The following is a 19201-nucleotide window of genomic DNA, read 5'->3' on the forward strand; positions in this document are numbered from 1 at the left end:
TAATTATTTAACAGGTGCTAATATTTTTACTTTATCACCATCACCTAATTCGCTTGCGCCTTCAGTGATCACCTGGTCTCCGCTGGATAATCCTCCTGTAACTTCAGTCATACCACCTGACGTAGCACCTTCGGTAATGTTTTTGCGTTTAGCAAACCCGTTATTGTTGATGTAAACGTAATCGCCTTCATCAGATTTCTGGATCGCATTTACCGGGATTACGATAGCGTTACGTTTTGAGTAATCAGCAATTTTTAAAACCGCAGTCATGTTTGGACGATATTCGCTATTATGAGGAAGTTTAACTTCGATACCAAAACTGCGTGAAGTCGGATCGATAACTTTGGCTGCAAATGTTACTTTAGTTGTTAATGAATCGTTAACGTCCGGGAATAATATTTTGACGCTATCACCCTGATTCACTGTGCTTGAATAAGACTCAGGAACATCAGCCTTAACTTTTAAAACATCAGCATTAACAATACGGATACCTGCAGAACCTGGTGAAGCTACCTGGCCTAATTTAAGGTCCATTTGATCTACAGTACCATTTATTGGCGATACAATGCGATACATATCTGCCTGCTGACGTAGCGAGGCCACCTGTTTTTGAGCAGTTTGTAACTGGGTTTGTGCTTGTAAGAACTGAACTTCAGTACCAATTTTTTGGTCCCAAAGGTTTTTCTGGCGTTGATATAATGTGTTCGACAAGTTAGCTTGTGCCTGCGCCTGTGCAATGTTCTGTAACAACACGCTATTATCTAACTGGGCTAAAACCTGCCCTTTAGATACGTGATCTCCAACCTTAACATTTAAAGCTGTAATTACTGCGGTTGCCTGCGGATAAGCTGTAACGTTATCCTGCGCATCAATCCTGCCCTGGATTTGTACATAATTTGTAAACTGACCCGGTTTAATGGTAATGGCACTCACATCAGTTCCCTTCGTGGAATCTTGCGTGCCTAATTCAGTTTGCAAAGCAGCAATCTTTGAATTAAGTTCAGCTTGCTGCTTTTTAAGGTCAGCTAATTCAGTTTTTTTATCCTTCGGTTTGTTTGAGCATGCCGCCAGAAACAATATAACCGGTATGTATAATATTTTTTTCATGTGTCTTATTTTAATATCGTGATATATTTATTGAATGCGCCCGTATGCTTGGTCAAGGTCTACTTTGCTGACTAAAGCATCATATAAACTTTGTATGTAGGAATTATCTGCACTGTCAAGATCGGTTTGTGCCTGTGTGACCTCGATACTTGAACCCACACCTTGCGAATACTTAATTTTAGTTACTCTTAACACTTCTTGTGCAAGGGCCATATTTTCTTTTTGGCTTTTTAACGACTGTAAGCCATTAATGTAAGTAATACGTGCTTTGTTTGCCTGTAAACCAATCCCGTTACGAAGGTTGAATAAATCATTTTCAGATTTTATGATAGCAATTTTTGATTCCCTAACCTGGTTAAGATGTTGGAAGCCAGTAAAAATTGGCACATTTAAAGTTAAGCCAATATAACTTGATGGATAATTAGCCGTATATAAACTGCCAAAGTTGTTATTTTGAAAACTCGTACCATAATTAGCAAAACCTGAAAGGGTTGGTAAATATTGAGACTTTTTATTTTGCAAATCATACTCATTTAACTTCATTTGTGTCTCCAGCAAATTATATTCAATCCTGTTATGGTAAAAAGATGTATCGGAAGTATTAGCTAACGCATCGTTAAAATCAATAATCTCAAGCTTATCAGTTAATGTAAGCATATCAGTTATTGACATTCCCATCTGAAATTTCAACAACTCATTATTCAATTCTAAAAGCCTGATTGTATTATCTCTTGATGTAACCAGGTTATTATACTGTACTGTTAACCTTTGAACATCTATCAATTCCGCCAATCCTTGCTTATTTTCAGCAGTTGTTTGATCCAATTGTTGTTTTAACTGCTTAATATTTGCGTCGAGTAATTTAATTTGCTCGTTGCTCACCAAAACCTGGTAGTAAGCTTTGGTTACATTAACATTAGTTTCAATACGTGAACGAGTTAAACTGCGCTGATAAAGCTCTTTGTATGTTTTGCTCGCCTTTACCCCAACTAAATAGCTTCCGTCAAATATCTTTTGCGTAAGATTTAAAGCTGCGGTGGTTTGATAATTTAGCCCAAGCTTAAATGGCGCTAATGTACCTTTAGGTACATTTGGCTCAAATGAAGACACATCAACCAAAGTAACTGGTAATTTAAGATAGTCCTGAAATTGCGCGGTTCCGCTTATTTGGGGTAAACCCTGGCCAATGGTTTCCTTTACTTTGTATTCGGCACTCTTAACATCCAAACCCGCATTCACTACTGAATCTTGATGCTGGTAAGCGTAGCTAATACATTCAGCCAGACTAAAACTGTGCGTATGAACGGTGTCTGGCGGAGCCTGTTGCGCATAGCTTTTCGCCGCTATGGCACAAAAAAGGATTCCTGCAAAAAATAGTTTTCTCATTTGTTGTATATTATCTGGTAATAGGGTCTTTATTAATTGTTTTCAAATATTATTGCCTGTACTGACAGCAGTATGTCAGCAACTTTAAACTGTTGCGCTATTTTTATATTGATCTAATAACTTGAAGCCTTTAAGCGTACATACGCCATAATTAAAATGCTCCTGGAATTGCTGTTGCACGCTCCAGGTATTAAACTCAGCAATTGGAAAAACTGATGGGTTAAAGCCAAGCTCTAATTGGTGTACACGCATTAGCGACATCACCTTAACATCAATATCAGGCCTTATATAACCTTGCTTAATCCCTTTTTCAAGTAATTGTGCCATGGTACAAACCAAAACTTCTGATTTAAAATTCTGAAACTGTTTCCATGCGTCAGGATGATATTTTTGCATATCATGGATCACAACCGGGTTAATGCGTGAAAATATTTCTTCTGAGCATTTCATCATATTGATCATCTCCTCTATCACATTGGAGGATTTGCTGATGATCTCCGCCATTTGTTCTTCATCTTCCTTCAGCTTTTTGTTAACCAGCGCTATCACCAATTCATTCTTATCCTTAAAAAAGTGGTATATAGTTTTTTTAGATATACCCAGGTGTTTGGCAATATCATCCATCGTAACGCTTTTTATCCCGGCCGTTAAAAAAAGCTCTTCGCCACCGTCAATTATTCTTTCTATTGCAATCATTTGTAACTCCGTACCAAAACTATGGAAACATTTTTAGATTTCAAAGTTTCCATATTAAAATTACTGTTTACGCACAATCGGCATAATTGTTACCTTTGCAAAAAACTAATACTATGTCGCTTTCTCCTCTTTCAGCAATATCCCCAATTGACGGCCGCTATCACAATGCAACCGCACAATTAGCCGGATATTTCTCTGAATATGCACTTATCAAATACCGGGTATATGTTGAAATTGAATATTTCATCGCCTTGTACGAGCACCCGTTACCACAATTACAAGATTTTGATAAAAATCTATCAGAAAAATTACGCGGCATCTATAGAAATTTTACCGAAGCTAACGCTCAAAGCATTAAGGACATTGAAAAAGTAACCAACCACGATGTTAAGGCGGTTGAATATTTTATTAAACAGGAGTTTGATAAGCTTGATATATCCCAATATAAAGAATTTATCCATTTTGGGTTAACCTCGCAGGATATCAACAACACAGCTATCCCCTACAGCTTTAAATTGGCTTTGACTGAGGTTTATTATCCTTTACTGGATGAACTGATCGGCGTGTTAAAATCCTATGCCGGTGATTGGGAGAAGATCCCGATGCTCGCGCACACTCACGGGCAGCCAGCTTCCCCATCGCGTTTGGGTAAAGAGATCCAGGTTTTTGTAGAACGATTGGAAAACCAATTGCATTTATTAAAACAGGTGCCTTACTCTGCTAAATTTGGTGGTGCTACCGGTAATTTCAATGCGCATAATATCGCTTATGGTACTATAGACTGGAAAGCATTCGGGAACAACTTTGTAGATAACATTTTGGGCTTAAAACGCTCACAATTCACTACGCAAATTGAGCATTACGATAACTTCGCGGCGCAATGCGATGCGTTGAAAAGAATTAACAACATCCTGATCGATTTGGACCGGGACATGTGGGCCTACATTTCTATGAACTACTTCAAACAAAAAATAAAAGCAGGCGAAGTGGGTTCATCAGCTATGCCGCATAAAGTCAACCCGATAGATTTTGAAAATTCCGAGGGCAATTTAGGTTTGGCTAACGCGATATTTGAACATTTGTCGGCTAAACTGCCGGTATCAAGATTACAGCGCGATCTAACTGATTCAACTGTATTACGCAACATCGGCGTACCTGTTGGGCATACAGTTATCGCTATGAAATCAACAATTAAAGGTCTGAATAAATTGCTGTTAAATGAAAGCGCTATCAGCGCTGATTTGGAGGCAAACTGGGCTGTTGTTGCGGAAGCGATACAAACCATTTTACGTCGTGAGGGCTATCCAAATCCATACGAAGCACTAAAAGAGCTTACACGCACCAATTCGCAGATCAATGCTGATACGATTGCTGAGTTTGTAAATACCTTACAGGTAAGCGATAGTGTTAAAGAAGAAATAAAACAAGTGTCACCTTCGAATTACACAGGGATATAAGTCAAAATTAAAAAATCAAAAGTCAAAACTTTCGTTCGTCCGTTTTTTCAATTTTGAATTTTTATTTTTGATTTTTGCAACAAAGTCATGTATAGGTCATAACTACTTAACAGTGTTAAATAAATCAAAAAGCTGCCTAAATTTGTTCAAGAATATTAAAGCGTAATTAAGATGAATATTAACGTATATACCGAAGCTACACCGAACCCGGCAACAATGAAGTTTATTGTAAACAAGTTGCTGATCAATGGCAGTGCCGACTTCGCTACTAAAGAAAGTGCTGAAAAATCTCCTTTTGCTAAGGAACTATATAAATTCTCGTTCGTTAATGGTGTATTTTTCGCCAGCAACTTTGTTACGGTGACTAAGACTGAAGGCAGTGAGTGGGATGATCTTTTACCAATATTAAAAGAGTTTGTTAAAGGGGCTGTTGAGGCTGAATTAGCTGTTCAGTTAGAAGAGCAACCTGAACAGGGCGATTTTGAAGGTTCTGATATCGAAGTTAAAATACAACAGATCCTGCACGATTATGTACGCCCGGCTGTTGAATCAGACGGTGGTGCTATCACCTACAAATCATTTGATGATGCGGGTGTGGTTACAGTTGAGCTGAGAGGCTCATGCAGCGGTTGCCCGTCATCTACAGTTACGTTAAAAGCTGGTATTGAAAGTTTATTGAAACGTATGGTTCCTGAAGTTACCGAAGTGGTTTCTGAAGCGCTATAATTAGATTTCACGGATATTTTATGGATTTGCACCGATTACTTGAAAAAGTGATCGGTGTTTTTATTTACACGGAATTGTCGGAACCTTGATTCATAGGATTGAGGGATTTGCTGATTTGATTTTCAAGCAATCGTTAAATCAAGAAAATCATGGCTCAAGCCAGAAGATGTATAGTTACTTAAAATATTTCTGGATATAATCCAGCAATTCCTCAGTGATCTTGCCATTCGTAGCAACCAATTCGCGGGTATCGATCACTTCATCCCCACCTGTAAAATTGAACACGTCCCCTCCTGCTTGTTGTACTATTAGGATTCCTGCTGCTACATCCCAGGCATTTAAATTATACTCGTAAAAGGCATCAAACCGTCCGCAAGCGGTGTAAGCCAGGTCAACTGCTGCTGATCCCATTCGGCGCAGGCCGTGCGAATTTTTCATCAGTTCGGTAAAAAGGTTGATATAGGCGGGCTGTTTGGTAAAATCGTAGTATGGAAAACCTGTCGCCAATAAACTCGTGGCAACGGTTGTATTATTGCTTACTTTAATTTCTTTCCCATTTAAATAAGCAGGTGTACCTTTGCTCGCATAAAAACATTCATCCTGGTTAACTTCATAAACTACACCAACAACTAATTGGCCATATTCCTCAAGCGCGATACTGACCGAAAATACCGGCAAGCCGTGAATAAAATTGGTGGTGCCATCCAAAGGGTCAATGATCCAGTTGAATCTTTCAGCAACCTTGGTTTTTGTTTTTTCCTCGGTAATAAAGCCTGCTTCAGGAAGTATTTCTTCCAATCCAGCAACAATGATTTGCTCGGCTGTTTTATCTACATAGGATACAAGGTCATTGAGGCCTTTATATTCTATTTTGTCGGGATCAAATATTTTCCTTTGTTCACGGATAAATGAACCTGCGTTTTTTGCAACCTCAATAACCTTATTTACGATCTGCGTGTACTGCATGGTGCCTTAATGACAAGCTGAATGAAAAAACTTTATGTATAAAAAAACTCGCGAAAAATAAGCTTAATGCAGCTGATGGCCGTGCGATAAGCGGATTGACGTTCATATCCTTCACCATAAACTCGATTACTCCAAGATTGGCAAAATAACCCACGATGGCAACAGAAATAAAGCGAATAAATTGCTTAAACGGCGCTAGTTTCGATTGTGAAAAAACAACGTATTTGGTCATAAGGAAATTGACCATCACCCCTAAAAAAAATGAAACTGTGAATGATACCGCGTAATTGCTAATCTGCGCATTTAAGATCTTATAAGATTTTTGGGTAAGCAAAACATGGTAAAATAATGAAAATGTAGAGATATCAACCAAAAACCCCGCTCCTGCTGAAAGGATAAACCTGGCAACTTCATTTGTTTTTATCTTTTGCCAAACTTTACCCATGCTTTACTTGGTGTTTGTGATGCTGTTTGAATGCGGGAATAACTAAAACAATACCGGCAATAAAAAGCAACACAGCAATTAGTTGTGCCTGCGGGAATGAAAAACTGCCAATCTGGTAACGGGTATTTACCCTGATAAACTCTATTAAAAAACGCTCTATTGCATTTAATATTAAATAAATCCCAAAAAACACTCCCGGTATTTTTATTCTGTCGCGGATACTCCATAAAAACAGGAATAACAGGATGCAAACTGTACTTTCATAAAATGAAGTAGGATAAACCGGCGCGGGCAGTACATGGCAAAACTTACCTACGCAACCCGGTATCTGCAAACCTTCATCATTCACATTATGCGGGAAATTGAATGCCCACATCCAATCTGGTGCCCAGCTTAGCCAGCCTGGTTTTGGGTTGATATTAACCTTTCCCCAATCACCATCACCGCTCATCTGGCAACCAATACGGCCAATGCCGTAAGCTAACATCATGCCCGCACCTCCAATATCCAGCATGGTTAATGGTTTTATACCATGTTTATAAGCAATATAAAGTACAGCAGCGCCACCACATATTAATCCGCCATAAAAGGTAAATCCGCTGGTACCAATTAACATACCAACCGGGTCTTTCATAAAATCGTCCCAGTTCTCTAAACCATTAAATAGTTTGGCGCCTGCAAAACCACAAATAGCTGCCCAAAGCAAAATATTACCCATTAACTCATGCGGGTGAACTTTTACTTTTTTAGTTTGAGGCGCAGTTAAAACTGTTTTTTTATTTTCAGCATATGCCCAGTAAGCTAAAACTGCTGCCATAATTATGCCGCCAAGCCAGTTACCATCTGTCGAAAGTAAAAATGCCTGCGGATCATTGATTAAAGCGCTATAATTAAGTGCAGCATAAACTATTTTATAACCGAGAATAAAACCGAATATGGCATTACCGGCTAACTCCATCGGTGTTATTTTCTGCCCGAGAGTTATCGTTTTTTCAAACGAGTGAATTACACCTAACTTTTCCTTGCGCTTAAATTCTTCGGCAAAAGCCCAATAGGCTCCAACAAACGCTAGCGCCACGAAAAAACCGAAGGTTTGTATAGGTAGCTGTATGTTTATACCAAAAAGATAGTGTAAAAGCGAAGTGATATTTGGAAACATGGGTTGTAGTTTGCAGCGAATATAGCTTTTAATGCACTAATATCTCTTCTGATTCTGTTATTTCAACATCACCATCAGGTGATATTTTTGTTAATTGAACTGTTTTTAACTCGTTTACCAAAACCGGGTCGTACTTGGTTTTAACCTTTACATAGTTGCGTGTAAAACCATGCATAAAACCGTCCTTAATATCACCCTCAAACAATACTTCTTCCGTTCTGCCCAGCTGGCTTTCATAAAAAGCACGGCGTTTCTTTTCAGACAGGATATGAAGCATTTTACTGCGATCGGCACGGGTTGAACCCGGTACTGAACCCTTCATTTCACTAGCGAGTGTATTTTCCCTTTCAGAGTAAGTGAATACGTGCAGATATGAAACCTTCAGGTCGTTCAAAAAATTATAGGTGTCGATAAAATCTTCGCGGGTCTCGCCGGGAAAACCAACGATCACGTCAACCCCAATACAGCAATCAGGCATCAGTTGCTTGATCTTCGCTACGCGATCGGTGTATAATTCTCTTTTATAACGACGGCGCATCAAACCTAATATCTTATCCGAACCGGATTGAAGCGGAATATGAAAATGCGGGACAAAACGTTTTGATGTAGCTACAAACTGAATAATCTCGTCTGTTAACAGGTTTGGTTCTATAGATGAAATACGGATCCGGTCAATGCCTTCAACCCTATCCAATGCTTTAACCAAGTCGAAGAATTTATCTTCGCGCTTACCATCACGAATACCAAAATCGCCCAAGTTAACACCTGTTAATACAATTTCTTTTACACCTGATGCTGCAATCTCTTCAGCTTGTTTTACAGCATTCTCAATAGTGTCGCTGCGGCTTGCGCCACGGGCTAAAGGTATGGTACAAAACGTGCATGAGTAATCGCAGCCATCCTGAACCTTTAAAAAGGTGCGGGTGCGGTCGCCAATAGACCATGCAGAAACAAACTGGTTGGCCTCGGTCACAGGTTGATTATAAACTAAAGCCTTGGGATTTTTAGTAAGATCAGTAATGTAATCAACGATCTGGAACTTTTCAGCAGCGCCTAAAACCATATCAACACCCGGAATTTCGGCTATTTCCTTTGGCTTTAATTGTGCATAACACCCTACAATGGTTACGTAGGCATTGGGCGATATTTTTAATGCTTCCTTAACTACCTTTTTGCATTTTTTATCAGCGTTTTCGGTAACGGAGCAGGTATTAATAACAAATACATCTGGCGTATCGGTAAAATCAACAGTACAGTAACCGGCATTATTAAAAAGCCGGCCAATGGATGATGTTTCTGAATAATTCAGTTTACATCCTAAAGTATAAAACGCTACTTTCCTGTTCATTTCAGCAGGCAAAGATACGTAAATTTAATAAAGATATAAATCTGCTCCCGGCAGTGGATTAATTATCAAGCAAAAATCAGCAAAGCAATATGGTAAATTTTAAGCCAATACTCTTTGTTTTTGGGTATTGAATTCTTCTTCACTTAAAATTCCCTGTTCTTTTAATGCAGCCAATTTATTTAGTTCATCAGTAACGTTAATTTTGGTATTAACTCCGTTAGTCGGTACGTTAACTACAATATTATTGATATTATTAGGGCCAAACACTCTGCCAAATAAGGCATTATAAATATCAACCTGGTTACCCAAAGTAAACAAGTCAATGATCCAGCCTATACCAAAAATGCCAAAAGTAAAAAAGTATAATATGCCCATACCCACTTTATTCAGATAGAATTTATGCGCACCAAATGGCCCTAAAAAAAACCACAAAATGTAAGCTGTAGATTTTGATTTCATTGTATATAAGGTTTTAAACGTGATTGAGCAGCAATTTATTAAAATTTAATCCGTTTTCAAAACCTGTTGTTGAATTAGTAGAAATTGGCATTGAATTTTTACTAATTTAACAACATAGACGGTTCACTATCTATTCTGCATCTTCTCCCCATCTATAACTTTCATTTTCTAAACCTACCAGGTCAATAACGCGATTTACAACTGTCATGGCTAACTCCTCAATGGTTTGCGGCTTACTATAATAGGATGGAATTGCCGGGCAAATTATTCCGCCTGCTTCGGTTATGGTTTGCATGTTGCGGATGTGGATCAGGTTGAATGGTGTGTCCCTGGCAACCAGTATTAGCCTGCGGCGTTCCTTTAATATTACATCAGCAGCGCGACTAATCAAGTCGTCAGATATTCCGCTTGCTATTCGGCCTAAAGTTCCCATGGAGCATGGCACAATGATCATGGTATCAAATTTCGCTGACCCGGATGCGAAAGGCGCCATAAAATCATACTTATTGTAAATCCTGTAGGGATATTTGTTGTAATCTTTGTTATCCAGCTCTACCTGCCAAACTTGCTTAGCATTATCCGACATTACAATACCGACTTCTGCTATTTGCGTGTCCAGCTGCTGTAGCTTGTTGAGTAATAATTTAGCATAAATAGCGCCGCTGGCACCGGTTATGGCCACAATGATCTTTTTCTTCATGTTTATCGGATGGCAAGATAGGCAGATAAAATCAGGGCACAAAAAAAGGGTCGAATATAAATACCCGACCCTACATCTACCTATGAAAAACATGCCCTTAAAGGGCACTACAAATATAACAAACTGTTTTTTAATTTATTAATAATAAATTAAAAATAATTTAACCAGCCTTTGTAAAGTTTTTTTCTATTAAAGTTTGGATTATGCCGTCAACCATACCTACGCTGGGCACATATATATTCTTAATATTGGCCCACTTCATTACAGTAAGGTAAATTTCACACGCCGGGATGATCACATCTGCCCTGTCCTGGTTCAGTCCAAGTACATTTATGCGGTCTTTTAGCGAGAAGGAATTCAAATAATTATAAAGCGCTTTAAGCTTATTAAATGATAATGGCTGATCGCTTTTTTCTTCTGATAACTTAAACAGTTTGTTAATGTTGCCGCCGGTACCTATACCTAAAATTCCTTTAAAAGTTTTGGTATTCTCGCGTATAAAGTCGCGCAACTCATTCCAGGTTTCTTCTTTATCCTGGTTATCCAGCATACGGATTGTTCCTACATTGAAAGATTTTGAAGCGAACAGCTCCCCATTTGAGAATAATGACAATTCTGTACTGCCACCGCCAACGTCAACGTACAGGTAATTCTTGTTTTTATCGATATTCTGCTCGGCGTGGCTGGCGTAGATTATTTTCGCTTCTTTTTGCCCCTGGATAATTTCCAGATCGATATTTGCTTCATCCTTAACCAGCTTAACCACTTTAGCGCCATTTTTAGCCTCGCGCATTGCCGATGTAGCAAATGCCATGTAATCCTTCACTTTATAAACATCCATCAGGTTGCGGAATGCCTGCATAGATTTTACCAGGTCAAGTGATTTTTTATCTGATATATAATGATTCAAAAAAGCATCATCGCCCAAACGCAGCGGAACGCGAATCAATGTTGTTTTTTTGAACGAAACAGAACCCTGGTTTTCTATTATATCAGCAATCAGGAGTCGTACTGCGTTGGACCCTATATCAATGGCGGCGTATCTCAATGGTTTAAGTGTTTTTGGTTTTTAGGTAGTTGTATATATCAATTTGTGCCCTGCACGGTATTTCGCTGTTGGTTTTGTGGTATTTGTTTGTGTTATGGCTGTTTATTTCGCGTGCCTTGGTATTATCGCTCAATTGCAGATTGATGATATCCTTCACTTCTTTACGCAGGTTCTCGTCATAAACAGGGAAGCCAACTTCAACCCTGTTATCAATATTACGGGTCATAAAATCTGCCGATGTCAGGAACATCAATTCGTTACCACCATTGCAATAAATATGAACACGGGCATGCTCCAGGTATTTATCTACTATTGATATCACCTCAATATTCTCGCTGTAACCCTTTACGCCGGGTATCAGGCAGCACATACCGCGAACAATCATTTTTATCTTCACACCGGCATTATTAGCCTGGTATAGCTTGGCTATCATTTGCTCATCAGCCAAACTATTCATCTTCAATATCATATAGGCTTCCTTACCGGCCTTTGCATTTTTCATCTCATTATCGATGAGCCTGTAAATTGATGGCCTCGAATCGATAGGCGATACAATAAGATGTTTCAAACCTTCTGCTAAAACACCTTTTAAAAGCGCTTTAAACACCTTTACCAGGTCTTCAGTTATTCTTTTATCCGCTGTAAGCAGCGTATGATCGGCGTACATTGCTGCGCTTTTCTCATTAAAATTTCCGGTGGATAAACAGGCATAATAAGCTGTTTTGCCTTTTTCATTTCGTTTAACCAGGCATATTTTTGAGTGGACCTTATAACCTTCAATCCCGTAAACCACATTAACACCTTCGTCCTCCAACTGGCGGCTCCAGCCTATGTTATTTTGCTCATCAAAACGAGCCCTTAGCTCAACTAAGCAGTTTACTTTTTTACCATTTTTTGCAGCATTGATAAGCGCATGTACAACCCGTGAGTTTGATGCCAAACGATAAACCGCTATACTGATTTCTTCTACTTTAGGATCGATAGCTGCTTCCCGCAAAAAGTGGATCACATAATCGTACGACTGGTAAGGCGTACTGATGAGGTAATCTTTTTTAGCGATCATGCTCATTAAGCTTTTGCCAAATGATAAGCCGGGTACCGGCAACGGCAAATATTTTTGATATTCCAGCTCGGCGCGCCCAATGTTTGGGAATTTGATAAAATCTTTAAAATTATGATAACGGTTACCTGGTATCAGGCTTTCGCCGTGCAAACCCATTCTTGACACCAGGCTTTTAAGCATATCCAGCGGCATTTCGGTATCATAAAGTAAACGCATGGGCTTACCTTTCTGGCGCTTTTGCAGGCTTTTAGCTAACGAATCGATAAATTTTCCGCTTACTTCTTTATCCAGGTCCAATTCAGCATCACGGGTAAGCTGTATAGAGAAAGCCTCGATGCTGTCATGTTCAAAAATGAAGAAAATATCTTCAAGGCTATATCTTAAAACGTCATCCAGCAAGATGATGAATTTCAAATTATTGGTTTCCGGCAGAACAATAAAACGGGAAAGGTTATCAGGAATTTCTATGAGCGCATACTGCACCCCTTTTTTATTAGTGAGCTTAACATAAAAATATACTGCACGGTCGCGTAACTCAGGCAACGGCCTGCTTTCATCCAGCATAATCGGCACCAGCATGGGCAGTAGTTTTTCCCTGAAGTATTTTTTAGCAAATTCACCGCGCGATACGTTCAGCTGCGTATCATTCAATATAAATATCTTTTCCTCGGCAAGCTGCTTTACAATAATGTTCTCGTAAAGGTTATTGAACTTACGTTCCTGCCTTACTACGATTGTCTTTATCTGGTTGAGGATCTTTTTAGGATTATAACCCAGGATCTCTTTTGCCTTCTCGTTGAGGTTAGCCAAACGACTCAATGTAGCCACCCTTACACGGTAAAACTCATCAAGATTTGAAGAGAATATGGCTAAAAACTTGATCCGCTCAATTAGCGGGACTGTGGGATCGGCTGCTTCCTGTAAAACGCGGTCGTTAAAGTAGAGCCAACTTATTTCACGATTAATTAGAGGTATGTGCTTAATATCCATATAAAGTCCGGCTGCCACAGCCCTGATTTACAAAGCTGCTTATTTATTTGTTAACTTAATATTAACTCATCGCTATATTAAGAGTTTTTAGTGTGCTAATTTTTACTTACGTATTACGTTTTTTATCCGCCATGTGATTTAAGCGGGGCTGAGTAGAGAATCTTGCGGCGAAGCAAACTCGTAGCTATGCATTTTCTCCTTTATAGCTACGGGTATGCCGCGCTACGTTCGGAATAACATGGTGGATTAAATATACCAATTTATACAATTCTCCCGTTAACATACTTTTTGTTAATTTTGCCGCGACAATAAATAAACCATTATGCCAACCTTTGATATTGTAAGTAAAATTGACGGCCAGACGCTTGATAACGCCATTAACATAGCCAAAAAAGAAATATTGAACCGTTATGATTTTAACGATTCCAAAAGCACCATCGATCTTGATAAAAAAACCAATGTAATTACCGTGCTAACCGAAAATGATATGCGCCTGAAAGCTATCCAGGATGCTATCATCAGCCGCATGGTTAAGCAGCAACTTGACCCTAATGCACTTGATCTGGATGGTAACCAGCAGGCTGCGTCAGGCAATATGATCCGCAAGGAGATCAAGATCAAGGAAGGTATTGATAAGGAAGCCGCCAAAAAAGTCATTAAAAAGATAAAAGACAGCGGCTTAAAGGTGCAGGCGTCCATTATGGATGACCAGATACGCGTACAAGCTAAAAAGATCGATGACCTGCAGGCCGTTATTAGCCTTTGCCGGGGTGAGAATTTCGGGCAGCCTTTGCAGTATATTAATATGAGGAACTGATCCGATTTCGGATTTTATATTTACGATTTTATATTTCAAAACCCTATCAATCTAAAATCGTAATTCGTAATTCTAAATAAAAAAGACCGCCCCTTGCGGAGCGGCCTTCTCATCAAACTAAACCACTTATTATGAAAACAAAACTTATTATTTTACAGCTATTTCCCTGGTTTGGAATTTAGCTTCTTCTCTTTTTGCTATTGTTAACTTCAAAATACCATCAACATATTCAGCGTCGATTTTTGAGTGGTCAACCGTTTCAGGCAAGGTAAATGACCTTACAAATGCATGGTAACTGAATTCGCGCTTGCTGATCTTTTTACCTTCTTCTAATTTTTCATCCTTTTTTTCGGTAGAAATACTTAAAGTATTTTTGTCAAGATTGATCTTAAAGTCTTCCTTTTTTAAGCCGGGAGCGGCTAATTCTATCTGAAATCCGTTGTCAGTTTCGGCAATGTTAACTGCAGGTGTACGCGATACTAATTTATCGTTCAAAAAGCTATCGTTAATTATGCTACCGAAAACATCATTTAAAAATGGGTTTACTGAATAATTTTTTTGTCCGTTTCCTAATTTTACTAAAGTCATTTTTATATCCTCCTAAAGTTTTGTTTTTATTACTTTCGTAAACATATGTTCAACTGTTGTACCAATGCGCTAAAAGCCCATTTTACAGGACAGAATGACCGTTCAACCTCAATCCATACCGACTTTTTGACACTTATGGCTGAAAATCTTTCAAAATACAAGTATAAAACTCCAATAGCCATCCGCTTTTCAGATATGGATGCCTATGGACATGTAAATAACGCGGTTTATTTAACCTATTTTGAAATAGCCCGCTCGCACTATTGGAAAGATATAGCACAATGGGATTGGAATGAAAGCGGGATAATTTTAGGCCGGTCAGAGATTAATTACCTGAAACCGATTGTGATGCACGATGAAATAGCCTGCTATGTGCGTGTTACCCGCATAGGCAACAGTAGCTTTGATGTAATGCATGTGCTGGTTAAAATAACCCCTGAAGGCGAAGAAATTTGCACTACCGGTAAAACGGTGTGCATTAGCTATGATTATTCAGCCAATAAATCGGTGACAATCCCAATAGCCCAAAGGCAACGAATGATTGATTTTGATGAACCGGGATTAATATCAAACACCCACTAAAAAGATATAATGTGAGGGGTGATCAACAGCTCCTGGCTAAGCTTATTGATGTGCTTTTTATGCCCGGTAACCATTACTGCAGCATGTAATAAATCATTTTGTTTATTTACCCTTACTATCCTTACTTTAAGATTATGTGCCTTTGCCCTATCTTCCAGGCTGATCAAATGGTCATAATCCTTATCATCAAAAACTACAGAATATACCCTGTCGTGGTGTATTTTATCAAGGTAATTTTCTAACAGATGGAATGTGGTCAATACAACAATAGTTACCACCGATGAAACTATTCCCAGCAGGTAATCGCCTGCTCCTACTGCCATACCAATAGCCGCTGAGATCCAGATAACAGCAGCTGTCGTTAAACCTGTAACGGCAATATCATCCTTAAAAATAACACCTGCGCCAATAAAACCCACACCGGTTATTACGTTGATGTTTACACCTAAACCGGCGCGTTGCGCAATGAGCGTGAAGATAGCTGAGCCAAGGCAGATGAGGATAATTGTCCTGAAACCAGCAGTTTTGTTTTTGTACTGTCGCTCGAGGCCTAAAATACCGCCGCATAATATGGCGATGCCTATTTTGATGAGGTCCTGGTTATCGATATGAAATTCGGCTGGTGCCATTAAAATATTTTTTCAGGGTTTAAGATATTATTTTTATCGAACACTTGCTTAATTCCTTTCCATAAAGCAAAATGCACATCAGTATATTTTATCGGCATAAACTCCTTTTGAACAAGGCCGATGCCGTGCTCGCCGGATATGGTGCCGCCTAAAGATGCGGTTAATTCAAAAATTTTGTAAATGCCTTTGTGCAGCTCATTTTCCCAATGCTCATCGCTCATGCTGCCTTTTACAATATTGAGGTGCAAGTTGCCATCGCCGGCATGTCCGAAACAAACCGAATCAAAACCAAACTTGTTTCCGATTTCTTTAATGCCTTTTACCAAGGCTGGCAACTCCGCTCTCGGAACCACCATATCTTCTTTTTTGTACGCCGAATTGATCTTTACCGATTCACCAATGGTGCGCCTGATCTTCCAAAGGTTGGCCTTGTGCTCGGCAGTATCCGCAAACAAAACATCCTTGCAGCCGAATTTCTCCAGTACACGGTTTATCTTCTCACATTCAGAAAATATTACCTCTTTATCAGTGCCATCAACTTCGATCAAGAGGAATGCACTATCATCATATTTTAAATCGAATATAACGCCGCTATATCGAATAACCCATTCAATACATTTGCGTTCCATAAACTCTACAGCCGAAGGCACAACACCTGCGATAAATATTTCTGACACGGCAGCACAAGCACTCTCATTACTTGGGAACGGCGCCAGCATTAAAACATCCACAGTTGGATGGGGAATAAGCTTAGTGACTATTTTGGTGACGATACCTAAAGTACCTTCAGAGCCGATCATCAACTGCGTTAAATTGTAACCTGATGCGTACTTTAAAGTATTAGCGCCCGTCCAAATGATCTCGCCAGATGGCAAGACCACCTGTAAATTTAAAATATATTCGCGGATGGTGCCATATTTAACCACCCTCGGTCCGCCGGAGCCATGCGCCACATTACCACCAATAAAGCAACTGCCCTTACTTGCCGGATCGACCGGATAAAACAGGCCTTTTTCGGCAACGGCATCCATAAATACTTCAGTAATAACACCGGGTTCAACAGTAGCCTGCAGGTTGCGTTCATCAATATTGAGGATCTGGTTAAAACGTTCCATCGAAATGAGTAAACCACCTAAAACAGATAAAGCGCCGCCGCTCAATCCTGTCCCCGCGCCCCTTGGTGTAACAGGTATTAAATATTTGTTGCAGAGAATGAGTAGCTGCGATATTTCTTCGGCAGTTCGGGGCATTACAACAACTTCAGGAAAGTAACAGAGGTCTTCGGTTTCATCGTGGCTATATTTCTCCAGGTTATCACAGCCGTCGATAACATAGTCACTTCCGACTATGGCGGTTATTTGTTGAAGGATTTCTGAAGTTATTTTAGAATAAGCCATTGAATTTAAATCAAGCCAGTATAACCACGCTGGAATGCCCTACCTTACCCTTAAGTGGCGGATCCATTTTTTTGATGGCGACTTTAATACTTTTAACAAACGAAAATTTCTTTCTAATATCCCCAGCAATGGCCTGACCAACCGTTTCAATCAGTTTGCGGGTAATTTTCATTTCATCACAGGCAATGTTATAAAGTTGCTCATAGTTTACTGTATTATGAATCTCATCCTCAGCAAGATCGCCGGTTGGTATAAAACTTACTGAAATATCAACCAAAAACCTGCTGCCCAACAATTGCTCTTCAGGATAAAACCCATGATAAGCGAAAAATTCCGCGTCGTTTAAATTAATTTCAACCATAAACAAATGTAACAAATTGCCCAATCTAAATTGCTTTCATTAGCTTTACCAAACCAAATATAATGCTATGCCAAAGACTGACCTTTATGAATCGCCTGATTATTACCAGTTAGATGAACTATTAACCGACGAACATAAATTAATCCGCTCAACTGTAAGAGATTGGGTAAAAAAAGAACTCACTCCCATTATTGAAGACTATGCCCAAAGGGCTGAATTTCCTAAACAGCTAATTAAAGGTTTAGGCGAGATTGGCGCCTTTGGCCCAACTATCCCGGTTGAATATGGTGGTGCGGGATTGGATTATATGTCGTACGGCATTATTATGCAGGAGATCGAACGCGGGGATTCCGGTATAAGGTCTGCTTCATCAGTACAGGGATCATTGGTCATGTATCCTATTTATACCTATGGCTCAGAAGAACAGCGCAAAAAATACCTTCCCAAATTAGCTACCGGCGAATTAATGGGCTGCTTTGGATTGACAGAGCCTGACCACGGCTCTAACCCCGGCGGCATGACCACCAACATTAAGGATAAAGGCGACCATTACCTGCTTAACGGCGCCAAAATGTGGATCTCGAACGCGCCCTTTGCGGACATTGCCGTAGTATGGGCTAAGGATGAAACCAGCAAAATAAAAGGAATAATTGTTGAGCGTGGAATGGATGGTTTCACCACGCCCGCAACGCACGGTAAATGGTCATTACGCGCATCAGCCACTGGCGAATTAGTATTTGATAATGTTAAAGTCCCAAAAGAAAACCTGTTGCCGAATGCTTCAGGCTTAAAAGGTCCGCTCGGTTGTTTAAACCAGGCCCGTTACGGCATTGCCTGGGGCGCATTAGGCGCGGCCATGGATTGTTACGATACAGCCCTTCGCTATTCCAAACAACGCGTGCAATTCGGCAAGCCTATAGCAGCATTCCAGCTTCAGCAAAAAAAACTGGCAGAAATGATAACCGAAATAACCAAGGGGCAATTGCTGGTTTGGCGCTTGGCTACCTTGAAAAATGAAAATCGCGCAACTGCGGCACAAATATCTATGGCTAAGCGTAATAGCGTCGAGGTTGCCATCAATATAGCCCGTGAGGCAAGGCAAATGCTCGGTGGCATGGGCATTACCGGTGAATATCCAATAATGCGCCACATGATGAACCTTGAGTCGGTTATTACGTATGAAGGAACGCATGACATTCATTTATTAATAACAGGGATGGATATTACTGGTGAAGAGGCTTTTAAATAAATATACTATTTGCTTAATAGTTATATTT

The 19201-nt window shown here is 39.6% G+C and carries 20 protein-coding genes; 5 read left to right on the forward strand and 15 right to left on the reverse strand.

Going from position 1 to position 19201, the window contains the following annotated elements:
* Nucleotides 1–3 precede the first annotated feature (3 nt).
* The 3 genes from ACYZ0U_RS12060 to ACYZ0U_RS12070 form a co-directional block, all read right to left on the reverse strand.
* Complete coding sequence (locus ACYZ0U_RS12060) at nt 4–1107, reverse strand: efflux RND transporter periplasmic adaptor subunit (RefSeq protein WP_461452546.1); 1104 nt, start codon at nt 1105–1107, stop codon at nt 4–6.
* Nucleotides 1108–1134: 27 nt separating this feature from the next.
* Nucleotides 1135–2493 (reverse strand): TolC family protein, encoded by a 1359-nt coding sequence (locus ACYZ0U_RS12065; protein ID WP_461452548.1) that lies wholly within the window; start codon nt 2491–2493, stop codon nt 1135–1137.
* Between the two features lie 84 nt (nt 2494–2577).
* Nucleotides 2578–3189, reverse strand: coding sequence for a TetR/AcrR family transcriptional regulator (locus ACYZ0U_RS12070; RefSeq protein ID WP_461452550.1), 612 nt, complete (start codon nt 3187–3189; stop codon nt 2578–2580).
* Nucleotides 3190–3302: 113 nt separating this feature from the next.
* On the opposite strand from ACYZ0U_RS12070, the gene purB reads away from it, so the two are divergent.
* Together purB and ACYZ0U_RS12080 are read left to right on the forward strand one after the other, a co-directional pair.
* Nucleotides 3303–4646 (forward strand): adenylosuccinate lyase, encoded by a 1344-nt coding sequence (purB, locus tag ACYZ0U_RS12075; protein ID WP_461452552.1) that lies wholly within the window; start codon nt 3303–3305, stop codon nt 4644–4646.
* A gap of 171 nt (nt 4647–4817) precedes the next feature.
* Nucleotides 4818–5372 carry a NifU family protein gene (locus ACYZ0U_RS12080; protein ID WP_461452554.1) on the forward strand — a complete coding sequence of 185 codons (555 nt, stop codon included), beginning with the start codon at nt 4818–4820 and terminating at the stop codon, nt 5370–5372.
* 174 nt (nt 5373–5546) lie between these two features.
* Here ACYZ0U_RS12080 and ACYZ0U_RS12085 read toward each other — a convergent pair whose 3' ends face one another.
* From ACYZ0U_RS12085 to ppk1, 8 genes are all read right to left on the reverse strand, one after another.
* Entirely contained in the window at nt 5547–6338 is a 792-nt protein-coding gene (locus tag ACYZ0U_RS12085; RefSeq protein WP_461452556.1) for an inositol monophosphatase family protein, read from the reverse strand.
* A complete protein-coding gene (locus ACYZ0U_RS12090) occupies nt 6313–6783 on the reverse strand; it encodes a GtrA family protein (protein WP_461452558.1) in 471 nt (156 codons plus the stop codon). Before ACYZ0U_RS12090 ends, ACYZ0U_RS12085 begins: the two co-directional genes overlap by 26 nt.
* Nucleotides 6776–7942, reverse strand: coding sequence for a prolipoprotein diacylglyceryl transferase (locus ACYZ0U_RS12095; RefSeq protein ID WP_461452560.1), 1167 nt, complete (start codon nt 7940–7942; stop codon nt 6776–6778). The genes ACYZ0U_RS12090 and ACYZ0U_RS12095 overlap by 8 nt, the downstream gene beginning before the upstream one ends.
* A gap of 28 nt (nt 7943–7970) precedes the next feature.
* Nucleotides 7971–9290, reverse strand: a complete 1320-nt coding sequence (gene mtaB, locus ACYZ0U_RS12100; protein WP_461452562.1) for a tRNA (N(6)-L-threonylcarbamoyladenosine(37)-C(2))-methylthiotransferase MtaB — start codon at nt 9288–9290, stop codon at nt 7971–7973.
* A 99-nt stretch (nt 9291–9389) separates the two neighbouring features.
* Entirely contained in the window at nt 9390–9749 is a 360-nt protein-coding gene (locus ACYZ0U_RS12105) for an NINE protein (RefSeq protein ID WP_461452564.1), read from the reverse strand.
* 130 nt (nt 9750–9879) lie between these two features.
* Nucleotides 9880–10449, reverse strand: a complete 570-nt coding sequence (locus ACYZ0U_RS12110) for a UbiX family flavin prenyltransferase (RefSeq protein ID WP_461452566.1) — start codon at nt 10447–10449, stop codon at nt 9880–9882.
* A gap of 160 nt (nt 10450–10609) precedes the next feature.
* Nucleotides 10610–11497: a Ppx/GppA phosphatase family protein gene (locus ACYZ0U_RS12115; RefSeq protein WP_461452568.1), complete on the reverse strand. Its 888-nt coding sequence runs from the start codon at nt 11495–11497 to the stop codon at nt 10610–10612.
* 4 nt (nt 11498–11501) lie between these two features.
* Nucleotides 11502–13550 carry a polyphosphate kinase 1 gene (ppk1, locus tag ACYZ0U_RS12120; RefSeq protein WP_461452570.1) on the reverse strand — a complete coding sequence of 683 codons (2049 nt, stop codon included), beginning with the start codon at nt 13548–13550 and terminating at the stop codon, nt 11502–11504.
* Nucleotides 13551–13872: 322 nt separating this feature from the next.
* Between ppk1 and ACYZ0U_RS12125 the strand changes: the two genes are divergently transcribed.
* Nucleotides 13873–14367 (forward strand): YajQ family cyclic di-GMP-binding protein, encoded by a 495-nt coding sequence (locus ACYZ0U_RS12125; protein ID WP_461452571.1) that lies wholly within the window; start codon nt 13873–13875, stop codon nt 14365–14367.
* Between the two features lie 147 nt (nt 14368–14514).
* On the opposite strand, the gene ACYZ0U_RS12130 is transcribed toward ACYZ0U_RS12125, so the two are convergent.
* The gene (locus ACYZ0U_RS12130; protein ID WP_461452573.1) at nt 14515–14955 is read right to left on the reverse strand and encodes an Hsp20/alpha crystallin family protein; all 441 of its coding nucleotides are present in this window, start codon (nt 14953–14955) and stop codon (nt 14515–14517) included.
* Nucleotides 14956–15000: 45 nt separating this feature from the next.
* Between ACYZ0U_RS12130 and ACYZ0U_RS12135 the strand changes: the two genes are divergently transcribed.
* Nucleotides 15001–15537: an acyl-CoA thioesterase gene (locus ACYZ0U_RS12135; RefSeq protein WP_461452574.1), complete on the forward strand. Its 537-nt coding sequence runs from the start codon at nt 15001–15003 to the stop codon at nt 15535–15537.
* On the opposite strand, the gene ACYZ0U_RS12140 is transcribed toward ACYZ0U_RS12135, so the two are convergent.
* Genes ACYZ0U_RS12140 through folB form a run of 3 tightly spaced genes read right to left on the reverse strand, consistent with a single transcriptional unit; the run spans nt 15534 to nt 17924 of the window.
* Nucleotides 15534–16166 (reverse strand): MgtC/SapB family protein, encoded by a 633-nt coding sequence (locus tag ACYZ0U_RS12140; protein WP_461452576.1) that lies wholly within the window; start codon nt 16164–16166, stop codon nt 15534–15536. The genes ACYZ0U_RS12135 and ACYZ0U_RS12140 overlap by 4 nt on opposite strands.
* On the reverse strand, nt 16166–17563 hold the full coding sequence (locus tag ACYZ0U_RS12145) for an FAD-binding oxidoreductase (RefSeq protein ID WP_461452578.1): 1398 nt from the start codon (nt 17561–17563) through the stop codon (nt 16166–16168). The genes ACYZ0U_RS12140 and ACYZ0U_RS12145 overlap by 1 nt, the downstream gene beginning before the upstream one ends.
* Before the next feature lie 10 nt (nt 17564–17573).
* Nucleotides 17574–17924 carry a dihydroneopterin aldolase gene (gene folB / locus ACYZ0U_RS12150; protein WP_461452580.1) on the reverse strand — a complete coding sequence of 117 codons (351 nt, stop codon included), beginning with the start codon at nt 17922–17924 and terminating at the stop codon, nt 17574–17576.
* 67 nt (nt 17925–17991) lie between these two features.
* Between folB and ACYZ0U_RS12155 the strand changes: the two genes are divergently transcribed.
* On the forward strand, nt 17992–19173 hold the full coding sequence (locus ACYZ0U_RS12155) for an acyl-CoA dehydrogenase family protein (RefSeq protein ID WP_461452581.1): 1182 nt from the start codon (nt 17992–17994) through the stop codon (nt 19171–19173).
* Nucleotides 19174–19201 lie beyond the last annotated feature (28 nt).

It is taken from the genome of Mucilaginibacter sp., assembly GCF_965225845.1.
Lineage (GTDB): Bacteria > Bacteroidota > Bacteroidia > Sphingobacteriales > Sphingobacteriaceae > Mucilaginibacter.

Excerpts from the sequence above, each read along its gene's own strand:
- ACYZ0U_RS12065 (WP_461452548.1), bottom strand. The coding sequence starts at position 2,493 with ATGAGAAAACTATTTTTTGCAGGAATCCTTTTTTGTGCCATAGCGGCG.
- purB (WP_461452552.1), top strand. The coding sequence starts at position 3,303 with ATGTCGCTTTCTCCTCTTTCAGCAATATCCCCAATTGACGGCCGCTAT.
- ACYZ0U_RS12090 (WP_461452558.1), bottom strand. The coding sequence starts at position 6,783 with ATGGGTAAAGTTTGGCAAAAGATAAAAACAAATGAAGTTGCCAGGTTT.
- ACYZ0U_RS12130 (WP_461452573.1), bottom strand. The coding sequence starts at position 14,955 with ATGACTTTAGTAAAATTAGGAAACGGACAAAAAAATTATTCAGTAAAC.
- ACYZ0U_RS12060 (WP_461452546.1), bottom strand. The coding sequence starts at position 1,107 with ATGAAAAAAATATTATACATACCGGTTATATTGTTTCTGGCGGCATGC.
- folB (WP_461452580.1), bottom strand. The coding sequence starts at position 17,924 with ATGGTTGAAATTAATTTAAACGACGCGGAATTTTTCGCTTATCATGGG.
- ACYZ0U_RS12085 (WP_461452556.1), bottom strand. The coding sequence starts at position 6,338 with ATGCAGTACACGCAGATCGTAAATAAGGTTATTGAGGTTGCAAAAAAC.
- ACYZ0U_RS12070 (WP_461452550.1), bottom strand. The coding sequence starts at position 3,189 with ATGATTGCAATAGAAAGAATAATTGACGGTGGCGAAGAGCTTTTTTTA.
- ACYZ0U_RS12155 (WP_461452581.1), top strand. The coding sequence starts at position 17,992 with ATGCCAAAGACTGACCTTTATGAATCGCCTGATTATTACCAGTTAGAT.
- ACYZ0U_RS12110 (WP_461452566.1), bottom strand. The coding sequence starts at position 10,449 with ATGAAGAAAAAGATCATTGTGGCCATAACCGGTGCCAGCGGCGCTATT.
- ACYZ0U_RS12095 (WP_461452560.1), bottom strand. The coding sequence starts at position 7,942 with ATGTTTCCAAATATCACTTCGCTTTTACACTATCTTTTTGGTATAAAC.
- ppk1 (WP_461452570.1), bottom strand. The coding sequence starts at position 13,550 with ATGGATATTAAGCACATACCTCTAATTAATCGTGAAATAAGTTGGCTC.
- ACYZ0U_RS12105 (WP_461452564.1), bottom strand. The coding sequence starts at position 9,749 with ATGAAATCAAAATCTACAGCTTACATTTTGTGGTTTTTTTTAGGGCCA.
- ACYZ0U_RS12125 (WP_461452571.1), top strand. The coding sequence starts at position 13,873 with ATGCCAACCTTTGATATTGTAAGTAAAATTGACGGCCAGACGCTTGAT.
- ACYZ0U_RS12145 (WP_461452578.1), bottom strand. The coding sequence starts at position 17,563 with ATGGCTTATTCTAAAATAACTTCAGAAATCCTTCAACAAATAACCGCC.
- ACYZ0U_RS12135 (WP_461452574.1), top strand. The coding sequence starts at position 15,001 with ATGTTCAACTGTTGTACCAATGCGCTAAAAGCCCATTTTACAGGACAG.
- mtaB (WP_461452562.1), bottom strand. The coding sequence starts at position 9,290 with ATGAACAGGAAAGTAGCGTTTTATACTTTAGGATGTAAACTGAATTAT.
- ACYZ0U_RS12140 (WP_461452576.1), bottom strand. The coding sequence starts at position 16,166 with ATGGCACCAGCCGAATTTCATATCGATAACCAGGACCTCATCAAAATA.
- ACYZ0U_RS12080 (WP_461452554.1), top strand. The coding sequence starts at position 4,818 with ATGAATATTAACGTATATACCGAAGCTACACCGAACCCGGCAACAATG.